This window comes from Jiulongibacter sediminis, assembly GCF_001306455.1.
GTDB classification, from domain to species: domain Bacteria; phylum Bacteroidota; class Bacteroidia; order Cytophagales; family Spirosomataceae; genus Jiulongibacter; species Jiulongibacter sediminis.
Window position 1 is genome coordinate 259,300 of the sequence record NZ_LGTQ01000005.1, and the last position, 12,746, is coordinate 272,045.

General features: G+C 40.6%; 12 protein-coding genes. 8 read left to right on the top strand and 4 right to left on the bottom strand.

Annotated elements, in window-relative coordinates:
* Nucleotides 1-96: 96 nt before the first annotated feature.
* The 3 genes from AFM12_RS01070 to hslU all read left to right on the top strand — a co-directional run bounded on the left by AFM12_RS01070 (nucleotide 97) and on the right by hslU (nucleotide 5,930).
* A complete protein-coding gene (locus tag AFM12_RS01070) occupies nucleotides 97-2,061 on the top strand; it encodes a T9SS type A sorting domain-containing protein (RefSeq protein WP_055143305.1) in 1,965 nt (654 codons plus the stop codon).
* Nucleotides 2,062-2,112: 51 nt separating this feature from the next.
* A complete protein-coding gene (locus tag AFM12_RS01075; RefSeq protein ID WP_055143307.1) occupies nucleotides 2,113-4,452 on the top strand; it encodes a sialate O-acetylesterase in 2,340 nt (779 codons plus the stop codon).
* 92 nt (nucleotides 4,453-4,544) lie between these two features.
* Nucleotides 4,545-5,930, top strand: coding sequence for an ATP-dependent protease ATPase subunit HslU (gene hslU / locus AFM12_RS01080; protein WP_055143309.1), 1,386 nt, complete (start codon nucleotides 4,545-4,547; stop codon nucleotides 5,928-5,930).
* Nucleotides 5,931-5,994: 64 nt separating this feature from the next.
* On the opposite strand, the gene AFM12_RS01085 is transcribed toward hslU, so the two are convergent.
* A complete protein-coding gene (locus AFM12_RS01085) occupies nucleotides 5,995-6,903 on the bottom strand; it encodes a 1-aminocyclopropane-1-carboxylate deaminase/D-cysteine desulfhydrase (RefSeq protein WP_082391147.1) in 909 nt (302 codons plus the stop codon).
* Nucleotides 6,904-6,923: 20 nt separating this feature from the next.
* Nucleotides 6,924-7,661 (bottom strand): hypothetical protein, encoded by a 738-nt coding sequence (locus AFM12_RS01090; RefSeq protein ID WP_131458150.1) that lies wholly within the window; start codon nucleotides 7,659-7,661, stop codon nucleotides 6,924-6,926.
* Between the two features lie 264 nt (nucleotides 7,662-7,925).
* Here AFM12_RS01090 and AFM12_RS01095 point away from each other — a divergent pair, with 264 nt between their 5' ends.
* The 4 genes from AFM12_RS01095 (at nucleotide 7,926) to AFM12_RS01110 (ending at nucleotide 11,088) form a co-directional block, all read left to right on the top strand.
* Nucleotides 7,926-8,915 carry an RluA family pseudouridine synthase gene (locus tag AFM12_RS01095; protein ID WP_055145031.1) on the top strand — a complete coding sequence of 330 codons (990 nt, stop codon included), beginning with the start codon at nucleotides 7,926-7,928 and terminating at the stop codon, nucleotides 8,913-8,915.
* Nucleotides 8,916-8,935: 20 nt separating this feature from the next.
* On the top strand, nucleotides 8,936-9,385 hold the full coding sequence (locus AFM12_RS01100; protein ID WP_055143313.1) for a GNAT family N-acetyltransferase: 450 nt from the start codon (nucleotides 8,936-8,938) through the stop codon (nucleotides 9,383-9,385).
* Between the two features lie 147 nt (nucleotides 9,386-9,532).
* Nucleotides 9,533-9,817, top strand: coding sequence for a hypothetical protein (locus AFM12_RS01105; RefSeq protein ID WP_055143315.1), 285 nt, complete (start codon nucleotides 9,533-9,535; stop codon nucleotides 9,815-9,817).
* A 77-nt stretch (nucleotides 9,818-9,894) separates the two neighbouring features.
* Nucleotides 9,895-11,088: a multiheme c-type cytochrome gene (locus AFM12_RS01110; protein WP_157687253.1), complete on the top strand. Its 1,194-nt coding sequence runs from the start codon at nucleotides 9,895-9,897 to the stop codon at nucleotides 11,086-11,088.
* Nucleotides 11,089-11,091: 3 nt separating this feature from the next.
* Here the strand turns inward: AFM12_RS01110 and AFM12_RS01115 are convergent, their stop codons facing one another.
* A complete protein-coding gene (locus tag AFM12_RS01115; protein ID WP_055143319.1) occupies nucleotides 11,092-11,412 on the bottom strand; it encodes a hypothetical protein in 321 nt (106 codons plus the stop codon).
* Nucleotides 11,409-12,140 (bottom strand): hypothetical protein, encoded by a 732-nt coding sequence (locus AFM12_RS01120; RefSeq protein WP_055143321.1) that lies wholly within the window; start codon nucleotides 12,138-12,140, stop codon nucleotides 11,409-11,411. Before AFM12_RS01120 ends, AFM12_RS01115 begins: the two co-directional genes overlap by 4 nt.
* Before the next feature lie 139 nt (nucleotides 12,141-12,279).
* On the opposite strand from AFM12_RS01120, the gene AFM12_RS01125 reads away from it, so the two are divergent.
* On the top strand, nucleotides 12,280-12,699 hold the full coding sequence (locus AFM12_RS01125) for an HYC_CC_PP family protein (protein ID WP_055143323.1): 420 nt from the start codon (nucleotides 12,280-12,282) through the stop codon (nucleotides 12,697-12,699).
* Nucleotides 12,700-12,746 lie beyond the last annotated feature (47 nt).

Consider the following 12,746-nt stretch of genomic DNA (forward strand, 5'->3'; position numbering starts at 1 on the left):
GTCTGGCCTTTTGGTCAGGCTGGTTTTATTGGAAATCCACGATTTAAAAAATATCAGATTTAATCTTTTCCTAATTAACCGCAAAAAGCTGCCACTATGAGCTTTTTCAGATCATCCAAAATCATTTTTTTTATAGTTTCGGCTTTTTTGATCTCGCAGATCTCAAAGGCTCAGGTGAACTATGAAAATGATTTAGTTGTAAAGTGCTCTGTACCGGTTTATGGTGTAACCGGTAAGGATGTAAGCGGAGATGGGAGAAATGATGGAGAAATTAAGATCTCAGGTATCATCAATGCCACACATTATGAGATACTGAAAGACAACAGAAACTTTGATTTTGAGATGGCCTCTCCTCTAGATTCGGGCCAGACCAGAGTTACCATTTCCGGCTTAGGAAATCCAGATGCCAACACAATTTACAATATTCGACTTTATAACAAGGGCGAAGACTGCTACACTGACCAATCCATTCACCTTTCTCATATTAATTATACCAGGCAGCTTGAATATACAGAGTTGCAGGTTATTCAGGGAGTAGATAACCCTTCTCCCCAAATTGGTGACATTGTCACTTTCACCACAGTTTTACAAAACACCAGCAATCAGGCCGCTACTAATGTCCAGGTCTCACAGTTTTATTCTCAATCGCTGGAAATAATATACTTCTATGCTGACATTGGTACTTATTCGCCAATTACCAGCAGCTGGGATGTCGGAAATGTAAAAGTGGGAACGAATCCAAAACTGGTAATCAGAGCCCGTGTTTCTAAAAACGGACTTTCTTATCTGACTTCTTTTATTTCAAAGGCAAACGGAGAAAATCTGAAGTATGGTCAGACCATTTCTACTCAGGACAGCTCGTTACCTACAGCTCAAACAAGCTGTGTAACAGTACCCATAGAAATCAAAAAAGATGAGGTTTATAAAGTAACTCTTCAGGATTACAGAGGGCTTACCTGGTACTATAAAGATGCTGCTGGTAATTTCTCAGAGATCAATGAGTTTACGAATCCGGCTATTGCTGAAATTAATCCGGATAGCTCACTGAGTATAAAGCAAAGCGGTGAGTTTACGTATACAAAACAAACGGCCACCTGTACTTATAATGCCTGTTGTCCTATTATTGTACAAGGCTGTAAGGGGCCACCAATTATCGTGGATTCCGTTTATTGTAATACAAACGTGGATAGTTATAATATTCAGGTTCATTTGGTTAATGATAACTGGAGTCTGGTAGAGCGGGTTTTCTACGCACTTTCCAATCTAAATTATCCGATACTCTCAAACTTCCTTCGCAAGTTGAATGTTCTGCCACTTACTTCAAGTGCTGGTTTTGTAACATCTCTGGGTGGTGGGAGCTACTTAATTGAGAACGTTCCGTCATTTATGCCGAATGTTACTTTGGTTTCCACTGATATTAATGGCGATTGCCGAAATGTCAAGATTATTAATGCACCTAACTGTGAAGTTGGCATTTTGCCACAGCCGCAGCTGGTGTCTACTTTGGAGTTTTTCTCTCCTGGTCAAATGATGCCAAACCTGAAAGTTGAAAACCCTCAACCAAAGGTTAAAACCTACTGGTATGCTGATGAACTTGGCGAAAAAAGAATAGGAAAGGGAAGCTCTTTCAGACCATCCGAGTCTGGTACTTATTATGTCGCTTTTGTCGATAAGAGAAACGATAGAAGTAGCCAGTTGGTCAAGGCGGAGGTACGCGATATTGTGTCTGAACAAAGAGGACAGTTTGTTAATGTTCAGGTATGTGACTGTAAGAATCCAAGTATGCTGCCTGGTACTGTCGATCAGGTGGTAACAGTAGCCAGAATTTTTCCAAATCCTGTTCAGGATAACCTACATGTAGAATTTGAGATGCCATCTTTAAGTAAAACTGCAGATATCATGGTCTTTAATATGAGTGGCAGACTGGTCAGTGTTTATGCTCTTGAAGGTAAAACCGGAGAACTGAATGCTGATATTTCTTCATGGGATGACGGTCTTTACATCATGACTATGGTAGTAGATGGCCAGAAAAAGTTGACTCAGCGTTTTGTGAAGAGATAAAAGGTCCTGATTCAGGCTTATTCAACTGCGGTCGCTACTTTTGTAGTGCATATGCCAGAAACTAATTTGATCGCCAGATACTTTCCTTTTTTTCTTTTTCTTATTTCTGCTTCCTCATTTTCACAGGTGAATCTTACGCACTTCCCCGAAGATATGCAGCTTTTTACCCGTAATGACAGTGATACGGCTTTTGTTTCTGTTTCCGGGGAGTTGCAATCTGATGAGTACTCTCAAGCCGTTGTGAAGCTTTATGAAGAGAAAAAGCTTTTCTCTACATATCCTAAAACTATAAGCCAGGAACAAAATTTTGATTTTTCAATCCCCATTAGGGCTCAGATGAAGGAATATGCCTTTGAGCTTTGGTTGTATAACGGAGCTGACTCCGTTCTTATCAAACGGGCTGAGAAAGTGATATGTGGTGACGCTTTTATTCTTTACGGGCAGTCAAATGCTGTTTCTTATGCTCAGTATTGGGTTTTGAATGATAGTATTTCAAAAAAGTTTACCCGAAATTATATTCACTATTTTTCTGAGACACACGAAAATGACGGTTGGCATGACGGTACTTATCCGGAAATAGGTACGCTGGGGAAAAGGTTTTGTTTGGATTACACGAGAAAACTAAAAATTCCCATACTCATCATAAATGGTGCGGTAGGCGGAGTAAGCCTAAGCTATTTAATGCATAGGGAGGAGTCTGATCCTGAAAGTCTGAACACAACTTATGGACTACTGCTAAAAAGGACCCTGAAGAGTTCGGTAGATAGAATCCGCGGATTTATTTTTTTTCAGGGAGAATCAGAAGCGAATGCCAGTGCGGAAGCGGTTAAAGAATACCCATTGCTTTTTGATTTGTTCAAACAAAATGTGGAGAAAGATTTTCCTTCAATAGATCGCTTTTACGTGTTCCAGGTTGGAATCATGAATTCTCATGCCTTATGGGAAGCAGCCGAGCTCAGAGAGTACAAACGGAGTTTGTCGACTTTATACAATAATATCTCAGTTATTCCCGCTACCGGTATTGTTTGGTGGGACTACGACGGTCTTCATTACAGTTTTAAGGGATACAATATCTTGGCGGAACGCCTGTTTGATAGTTTCCTTGCTTTTGAAAAGGGAAAGGAGAAAGACCATACTCCGGATTTGAAAAAACTCGTTGACGAAAAAGTAAAGCACAGGCTAAAATTGATTTTCAATCAGGAGGTATATGTTCCTGATAGCGTTGACTTTGGCTATTACGTAAATTATATGAAGCACCACTTTTATGCGGGAAGAGACTGGGGCTTTATTGATTCATTAGAAACGGTGGGGAATTCCATTTATCTGTATTATAACCGTCTCCCTTCAAATCAGCTGACTTACCTTCCCGGGTTCTATGTTGACCCAATGGGAAGACCCTATGGAGGACCTTTCATTAGAAATCTTACAGGTACGCCAGCCCTTACTTTTTATAATGTGGCCATTGAAGATCAGTTGCCAAATCCGGTAATCGACAGTTCCTACTATTTATCCGGGCTTATTCATTTTGATATCAATAATACACCTGTTTTAGATTGTCATAACTGTACACTTGAAGTTTCACAACTGACCTCAAACGGGCAAATCCCTTTGGCCAGTTTTAACTCAAATACTACTTCAGTTGATTTTAGAGAAGCTGACTATAATTCTCTGAACGAAACTTCAACTCTGGTTTTTAAATATGTTAATCAAGTTTCAGAATCAGATCAGGTGATTATAGGAATAGGAGGAAAGAGTGTAAAAGATACAGATTTTGATGCCATTCCTGATGGGGTTGACAATTGCCCTCTCACATCAAATCCGGGTCAGACTGACTTTGACAAAGACGGCTTGGGAGACGCCTGCGATGATGATGATGATGATGATGGTATTGCGGATGCGGATGATAACTGTTTGTTGAGGAAAAATCCGGAACAACCGGAACTTCTGATTGAAGATGGCTATCTCGTTACTTCAAATATCCCTGGAAAACAGTACCATTGGGTAGTCAATGGAGCCTACAGTGAAACAACCAACGATAACCTCTACATTGTCAGAAATACAGGAGAATATGCTGTTTACATAACAGACGAACTAGGTTGTGAAAGTAAAACCTCTGAACCCCTTCAGGTTTCTATTTTAGCTATTGAGCGAGATTTCGAAATTGAAGTATATCCTGTGCCTTTTTCAGACCGTTTGAACTTTAAGACGGATATGGCAGTGAGCAAGGCAGAACTTATTGGAATGTCTGGCAAAATCATGAAGAGTTTTAATTTGCAAAACGGTCAGTCCTACATTTCTACCAAGTCCTTATTGGCGGGTTCATATATTTTTAGATTGATAGACGCTAAAGGCAAACCTGTTTTGTCTCAAAAAGTGACGAAATCGGAGTAATCAGCCTGAAGAAGCGAAATCTTTCCTTCTGTCATTGCGTTTAACTAGAGATCGCTTGCTTTGCAAGACCATTATTTTTGAAAAAGACTAGAATGAAGAAAACCATAGAGAATCTTACTCCAAAACAAATTGTAGAAGAGCTTGATAAATATATAATCGGCCAAACGGACGCCAAGAAAAACGTCGCTATTGCTTTAAGAAACCGCTGGCGTAGAATGAATGCCTCCGAAGAAATGAAGGCTGAAATCGTCCCGAATAACATTCTCATGATCGGTTCTACAGGTGTCGGTAAAACCGAGATTGCCAGGCGTTTGGCTAAAGTAGCTGATGCCCCTTTTACCAAAGTGGAAGCCTCGAAATTCACTGAGGTAGGTTATGTGGGTCGTGATGTGGAAAGCATGGTTCGTGATTTGGTGGAGCAATCTGTCAATATGGTAAAAACGGCCAAAAAGGAAGAGGTGCAGGTTAAAGCTGCTCAGGCGGTTGAAGATATTATTTTAGATATCCTTATTCCGCCAATTACCAAAAAGGCGGAGCGGGCAAGGGTTGGAATTCCTGAGGAGGTCGGCCAAACCGAAGACGAGCAACTCAACGAACGAACCCGCGAGTCTTTCCGGAAGAAATTGAAAAATGGCGAATTGGAAGACCGGAAAATTGAGATTGATGTGAAAAGTTCAAATTCTGCCCCAATCGGTGTGATGGGTGGACCTATTGATGACGTTTCCATGATGAATATTCAGGAAATGATCGGTGGCATGATGCCTCGTAAGAACAAGAAACGTAAACTTCCGATTTCTGAGGCTCGTAAAATCCTGATTGAAGAGGAATCTTCAAAGCTCATTGATATGGATGAGGTAAAAGATGAAGCCATCTGGAAAGCTGAGAATCTTGGGATGATCTTCATCGATGAAATTGACAAAATTGCTGCCAGTGGAGGTAAAAACGGAGCTGATGTGAGCAGGGAAGGTGTACAGCGTGATCTGTTGCCCATTGTTGAAGGTTCAACCGTAAATACCAAACATGGTACCATCAAAACCGATCATATCTTGTTCATTGCTGCCGGTGCTTTTCATGTAAGCAAACCTTCGGACCTTATTCCTGAGCTTCAAGGGCGTTTCCCAATCCGTGTGGAATTAGAATCGCTGACAGAAGAGAACTTCTTCCAGATTTTGAGCAAGCCCAAAAATGCTTTGACGAAGCAATATACCGCTATGATGGAGGCAGAAGATGTGGAGTTAAGCTTCAATGAGAAAGCTTTAAGGGAGTTGGCCAGAATCGCTTTCGAGGCGAACTCAGAAGTGGAAAATATTGGAGCAAGAAGACTACAAACGGTAATGAGTCACTTACTGAATGAAATTCTTTTTGACGTACCAGATAAAATCGGTCCTAACGCCAAAATTGTGATTGACGACAAAATGGTACAGGAAAGATTGGCCGGTTTGGTTCAGAACAAAGACCTTAGTCAATACATTTTATAGAGAGAGTTATTCAGATTTAAAGCCGACCTTAAAAGTCGGCTTTTTGTGTTTTTGGCCTAAATAGCTATTTTATTTTGTGATATTTTGGAGACCCCTGAAGACCGCCACTATGGTAAACAACCAGTTTACTGTTCGGGGGGAATTGGTCTTTACGAATCAGATCCATGACCGCAAAAAGTAGCTTGCCCGTATAAACCGGGTCAAGAGGTATATTAAAGTCATGTTCAAAACTTTCAATAAAATCTGAAAGTTTGGTATTCCATTTTCCGTAGCCTCCAAAATGATAGTCAGTAAATAATTGTATTCGATCTTCGGATTGATGAAGTAAGCTCTCAATTTCCTGCTTAATAAAGCCTCCATTTTTCAGAACAGGGACCACCCAGCATTCGCCTCTATAGTTTTCATTTGAGAGTATTCCGGCGGCAGTGCCACCCGTTCCAGCGGCGGTAATTAGGTGTGTCGGTTGAATTTCGTTAAGAATTTCATCCACCATCTCTGAAACTCCTTTAAGAGCTAGTTCATTGCTGCCACCTTCAGGAATCAAAAAGTATTTGTCATCGAGTTTTCGAACGACTTCCTCTTTTTCTCTGTAGGCTGATCTGCTAACGAAATGAAGTTTCATACCCATTTTAGAAGCAAAAGAAAGGGTAGGGCTTGAGTGCTCATTGAGTTCATCACCTCTGATAATTCCGATAGACTTAAAACCCAATTCTTTCGCTGCTGATGCTACAGCGTAGATATGGTTTGAATAGGCTCCACCAAAAGTCAAGAGTGTTTCAAAGCCTTTATTCTGAGCTTCAATCAGGTTATATTTTAACTTTCTGAATTTATTGCCGGAAACAGCCTCATGCGTTTTATAGTCTTCCTTAAGCCAAACTTCCACTTCTTTTTCCTCAAAAAGAGGATGGCACAAGCGTTTCAGGGGAGTGGGAATATTGATAAATGAACTGAAATCAACGGCGGAGACTTGCATGTCTCAAATTTGAGACTTTTCTACCACTTTTCTGAAGAATAAGCCAGATCAAGAATGTCCGCCTCCAAATTCAGGTCAAGGTTGTTTTGCTCAATATAGTTTCGGGCCTTTTTGCCAATAATTTGATAGAACTTCTTGCGGCTGCTGATGTAGGTCAGCTTGTTTTTACTGGCCACAAAAAATTCATTATCATCAGTATACTCGCTATCAAATCGAATGTTTCTGTTCACTTGATATGCACTTAGTTTGGTTTCTTTTAAATCTGTGAATTGTTTATGGTGTCTTTTGTAAATCTGTATTTTTTTATTGCTGTAAATGGGTTCAAAATAATAATCACCAGCTTCTTTATATTGATGGTTCAAACGTTCAAGCCTATGGCCGTTAATTTCAATCAAGTGCGGCTTTAAAGTCAAAATTTTCATTGAAGAACTTTCAATGACGTATAGCACATTTTTATTGACGTCCAGTGCCATATGGCCTTTCATTACTTTTCCGCCGGAGAGGTTAAACTGACCGTCGTACCAATCTCCCTGAAAATAAGGACTGCCGGCAAAAGACTCATTCGACTTTACACTCGATTTTAGCTGATCAAACTTCAGCTCCTGTTCTTCTTTATTTGACCGGTTGGTAAAATTGAAAGCCACAGATTCCACCGCTTCAAAAAAGCTAAGATCTTTCCTGATGAAATAGCTATCCCCCTGAGCTAAAAGTGGTTCTGCCAGGAAGACGAGAAGGATTGTAATTGATGTTAACCGCATATCTTTGAACATTGGTTTCCATCAAAATTTAGAAAAGCAGTTTTATTTTGTAAATATTTCGTTTTGAAAAATTAAAATTCTAAAAATGTTTATATGTCAAAATTTAAATTTTTCTATTTCTGAGTATTCGGAAGTAAATCCTGTAAAATTTTGGGGGCTCAATTTGAGTTTTATTTACAGTCTTAAATATTGACCTTTGCACAAAGAATTTTCTAAACAGTGGCAGACGACAATACGCAGGATTTTGATCAGGAAGATGATGAGATGTACGAGCACCTCGTTATCAAAGCTGATCCGGGTCAAAATCCTTTAAGGCTTGATAAGTTCATCACGCATCACTCCAATTATTCCAGAAATAAAATTCAGGACGCCATTGACAGCGAATCGGTAAAGGTGAATGGAAAGCCGGCAAAGTCCAGTTATAAAATAAAGCCTGGCGATACCGTCAATATATATGTGGCTAAGCCACCTAAAGAACCTACTGAAATTCTACCGGAAGATATTCCTTTGAATATCATGTATGAAGATGACTCCGTTTTGATCATCAATAAAGATGCAGATATGGTAGTGCATCCGGGTTATAATAACTGGAATGGAACGCTTGTAAATGCTCTGGTGCATCATTTTGACAATTTGCCGACATCAAAAAACGGGGCCATTCGGCCCGGTCTGGTTCATAGAATTGATAAGGGAACAACGGGGCTTTTGGTGATTGCCAAAACAGAATATGCCATGCAATATCTGGCCAGGCAGTTTGCCGATCATAGTACCGAGCGTACCTATTATGCCGTTGTTTGGGGTGAGCCTAAAGAAGATAAAGGCACTATAGATGCGAATCTGGGAAGAGGTTTTAAAGACCGCCGGGTTACCGATGTTTTCCCTGAAGGAGACCATGGCAGAACGGCCGTGACCCATTACGAAGTGCTCAAAAGATTACGATACGTTAGTTTGGTTAAATGTAACCTGGAAACCGGCCGTACGCACCAAATCAGAGCTCATATGAAATACCTGGGTCATCCGCTTTTTGGTGATAGTACCTATGGCGGAGATAAGGCTTTGAGAGGAAATATGTTTTCTAAATACAAGCAATTTGTAGATAATTGCTTTCAAATCATGCCGCGGCAGGCTTTGCACGCCAAAACATTGGGTTTTGAACACCCTCAAACTAAAGAATGGATGCAGTTTGACTCAGAGTTACCCGAAGACATGGTGGAGCTATGGGAAAAATGGGAGCATTATGTACAATTTAATTAAGCACTAAATACCTAACCGAAATGGATCTAATTATAAGAAAAGGAGAAAAAGAGGATATACCGGCGATGATGCGTCTGGTTAAAGAACTTGCAGAGTATGAAAAAGCAGCCGATCAGGTTAGTAATACCGAGGAGCAAATGCTGATTGATGGCTTTGGCGATCATCCCATTTTCGGGTCTTTCGTTGCAGTACTTGACGGTGAAATTGTTGGTACTTCAATCTATTATAATCGTTACTCCACCTGGAAAGGCAAGAGGCTCTATCTGGAAGATATCGTTGTCAATGAAGAATGCCGTGGAAAAGGTGTAGGTAAGGCACTTTTTGAGGCCACCATCGCCAAGGCCAAAGAAGAAAGCTGCACAGGTATGATGTGGCAGGTGCTGGACTGGAACGAATCAGCTATCTCTTTTTACAAACAATACGGCACCCGTTTCGATGACGACTGGGTGAATTGCAAGTTGGATTTTTGATAATTCAAATAGAGACCTTAAGGACTGCCGTTTCAATTTATTGGAACGGCTTTTTTGTGTCTGCACAACTCAAATGTTAAAAATCTTCGATCTGGCAGATGAATAGGTTAACTTGTGATAGTTACTCTTATAACCTATCAATCTTTTATGAAATCTACATTGACACTTCTGTTTGGCCTTTTAGGCTGTGGTGCTTTTGCCCAGAGTATTCAATATTCAGATGAATCAGGTATTCATTATTCCACTAAACCAGTCCTGGAAAGTGAAATTTTTCAGTTAGAGGACTATCTGGTAAGCAAGAATTCTGATTCAAAGACTTTTGGTTCAACAATGCCGGTGATAGACGTGCGAGTGGTAGACCCACAGATGGCGATTAAAGTAGAGTCTGATGACAAAATGCCGAATCTGTTTTTTGAGAAGAAAAGGAAGTAATTTACCTCAGTGGTAACAATTGTTACCTGAATGCTGTTGTTTCCTTTGTAATCTTGTATCTCACAAAATATTTGACTTTGGGAAAGAAAGTACTCATTCTTGTTTCTGTTCTTGTTTTTGCGGCGGCTGTGATTTACGCCGTTTTCTTTTATGAAAAGAGAGAGATAACTCCGCTGACGAACTCATGGGATACCCCCATCCCACATCAGGAAGTGCCGCAAAATCTGGTTTCATTAAAAGCTGAAGATTGCGGTGTTTGTCATAAAGAGCATTATAAAGAATGGAAATTGGCGACTCATGCCCATGCTTGGACTGATCTGCAGTTTCAGGCCGAGTTAAAAAAGGAAAGCAGCCCTTTCATGTGTATCAATTGCCATATTCCCCTGCAAAACCAACAGGAGTTTATTGTTACTGGTTTGATTAATGGTGACATCTACCAACCGGTCAAAGAAAAGAATCCGCATTTTGATCCGATTCTCAGAGAGGAAGGCATCACTTGTGCCAGTTGCCATGTCAGGAACGGCGAAATTATAGGGGCTAATGGCTCAGAGTTGGCTCCGCACCCCGTAAAGAAAGCTCCGGCGGTGCTTGACGAGAGCTTGTGCATTGGCTGCCATAATGCCAATGCTGTCATTACTCCGACGCTGGCTTGTACTTTCGAGACCGGAGATGAGTGGAAGGCAGGCCCATATTTTGGAGAGAAAAACTGTATCAGTTGCCACATGCAAGAGGTGGAGAGGCCACTTGTTGAGGGTTATCAGGCCAGAAAAAGCCACCGCCATTGGTTTACGGGTTCAGGTATACCCAAATTTGATACTGTGCAAACCACGATTCAAAATGGCTTGGAGTTTTATCCCAGGATTCTGACTAAAACACTATCTGCTAAGGACAGTCTGAATTTTGAATTCATGGTTAAAAATGAAAATGCTGGTCACAGAGTGCCTTCTGGTGATCCTGAGCGTTTTATTTTAACAGAAATAAGTGTCATTAATTCAAAAGGAGCTGTTTTTGTAAAAGATACTTTCAGAATAGGAGAGGAGTGGGAATGGTACCCTGAGGCTAAAAAGATATCTGACAATAATATGTACCCCGGGGAGGAGAGGACTTATGCCCTTAATGCCAAATTAACTCAACCGGGAGATTATAGAGTGAAAATAAAAGTGACGAAGCATCGTCTTAATGCTAAGAACGCCGCGTATAACAAGCTGGGGGATAATTATCCGTTGTTTATTACCATTTATGACAAGGAAATACCTTTTGCGGTGAAATAGTACTTACCACCGTTCCCAAGGATATCTTTTCTTCGGCTTTTTCTTTTTGCCGCCTGAGTTAGAGCCTGGCACAAACTCGGTATCAGGGTTTTCCTCTCCTTTGTCTTTATCCCATAGGAAATGCATTTTGTGAGGTACACCAAAACGTGGTGAAAACACTCCACTCACCAGATCATCATGACGATGTTCGTATTTCGACCGACAGGTATCCATAGGGCAGCGGGGTGCCCAGCAAGAACTTAGGAAAAAACTGAGCAAAGCAACTATACTGAGTTCTTTTATTCCCCAGTAGGCTGGCTTTTGATATTTTTGATTTCGTGTCATATCGGTAAACAAAATCTTATTCCGGCTGTTTTACTTAAAAAGAGGCCGGTGGTATTAAAGTCTCTTTCCGGCTTTTTAAAGCTGAAGGGAAGTTTCTCCTTTTCAATTTCCATGTCAACTGGTTGGCCACTGAAATGCCCAACTCCAATTCCCGCAAAGGCGTCAATAAAAAACCATCGGGAAACGATAAAGTGATTGCCAAATTTCACATGAACAGCCTTCTCATTCCAGGCCACATCTAAAGCGTTGGCGGCAGGGATAGTAATGCCTGAATACAAATTGATGTCAGGGGTATAGCCGTAAGTAAGGTCACGCTGAACATATTCCAGAGCATAATATCGGCCAAAAGGTTTTTTGTCCAAAGCATAAAATGGATACCAGTCAGAAAAATAACCTCTGATTTCACCTCTGATAATTCGTGTCTCCTGGTCTGGAAACTGAGCCTTGTACTCTTTATTAAAGCCCCAGCTACTTTTCCCGGTTCCATAATCAAACCCAAAACTGAACTTACCAAAAGGTGGTGCCAGCTCCACGCCGTATTGTAAAACATTATCTCTGCCTAAAACGGCAGTGGGGGTTACTTTCAATAATAGAAATGGTTGGTGCGAGAAGGAAACAGGCCTTTTTCGTGCCGTAAAATCCGTCTCAGCATTCATTTTTGCTTTAAACTGAGCAAAGCCGGAGTAGCCGACAGCCAGAAAAATTAAAAGAAAAATCCGCTTGATCATGAAAGCTTTTTGGTACAGTGTCTACAACGATTACCTCTGTTTGGTTATTTCCAAACACAGTGCCAAATCCCGATAATTTTATAAATGGCGAGGAAATTGATGTAAACTATCTGTCAACCTGATTCGTTACCTTTGTAACATGAAGAAACAGCTCCTTCGTATTTTCTCTTTCGCTATGGCTCTGAACATCTTGTTCAGTAGCATGGGGCTGGCTTTTTATGAGCATACCTGTGATGTACTGCAGGAAACCACCGTGAATATCGGTCACGACAAAGACTGCTGTGGCGAAGCTTTTATTATTGAAAGCGATTATGAAGGTACTCAACTCAAGCAGGGAGAATGCTGCCACACAGATATTGAACTGAAAAAAGTTGATACCAATGCTGGTTTTGCTTTAAAGAAGGTTGATCAAAAGTCTGTTGTTTATATCAACACTACCGTTGATCCTTCATTTAGTTTTGTATTGGTCGTCTCAGAGGAGCTTTCTCAAAGCTTTCTTCGGCCACCACCTTTACCACAAAGGCCACTTCATTTACTTTACGACGTCTTTTTGATTTAAAATTCATTTTTATTCTGTTGTTAATCAATGGTTTAATGAAAGTGAAT

What these genes read in the sequence shown, in the direction of transcription:
- AFM12_RS01095 (WP_055145031.1), top strand. Translation starts at nt 7,926, where the DNA reads ATGTACGAGCACCTCGTTATCAAAGCTGATCCGGGTCAAAATCCTTTA.
- AFM12_RS01115 (WP_055143319.1), bottom strand. Translation starts at nt 11,412, where the DNA reads ATGACACGAAATCAAAAATATCAAAAGCCAGCCTACTGGGGAATAAAA.
- AFM12_RS01105 (WP_055143315.1), top strand. Translation starts at nt 9,533, where the DNA reads ATGAAATCTACATTGACACTTCTGTTTGGCCTTTTAGGCTGTGGTGCT.
- AFM12_RS01075 (WP_055143307.1), top strand. Translation starts at nt 2,113, where the DNA reads ATGCCAGAAACTAATTTGATCGCCAGATACTTTCCTTTTTTTCTTTTT.
- hslU (WP_055143309.1), top strand. Translation starts at nt 4,545, where the DNA reads ATGAAGAAAACCATAGAGAATCTTACTCCAAAACAAATTGTAGAAGAG.
- AFM12_RS01070 (WP_055143305.1), top strand. Translation starts at nt 97, where the DNA reads ATGAGCTTTTTCAGATCATCCAAAATCATTTTTTTTATAGTTTCGGCT.
- AFM12_RS01085 (WP_082391147.1), bottom strand. Translation starts at nt 6,903, where the DNA reads ATGCAAGTCTCCGCCGTTGATTTCAGTTCATTTATCAATATTCCCACT.
- AFM12_RS01100 (WP_055143313.1), top strand. Translation starts at nt 8,936, where the DNA reads ATGGATCTAATTATAAGAAAAGGAGAAAAAGAGGATATACCGGCGATG.
- AFM12_RS01090 (WP_131458150.1), bottom strand. Translation starts at nt 7,661, where the DNA reads ATGCGGTTAACATCAATTACAATCCTTCTCGTCTTCCTGGCAGAACCA.
- AFM12_RS01125 (WP_055143323.1), top strand. Translation starts at nt 12,280, where the DNA reads ATGAAGAAACAGCTCCTTCGTATTTTCTCTTTCGCTATGGCTCTGAAC.
- AFM12_RS01120 (WP_055143321.1), bottom strand. Translation starts at nt 12,140, where the DNA reads ATGATCAAGCGGATTTTTCTTTTAATTTTTCTGGCTGTCGGCTACTCC.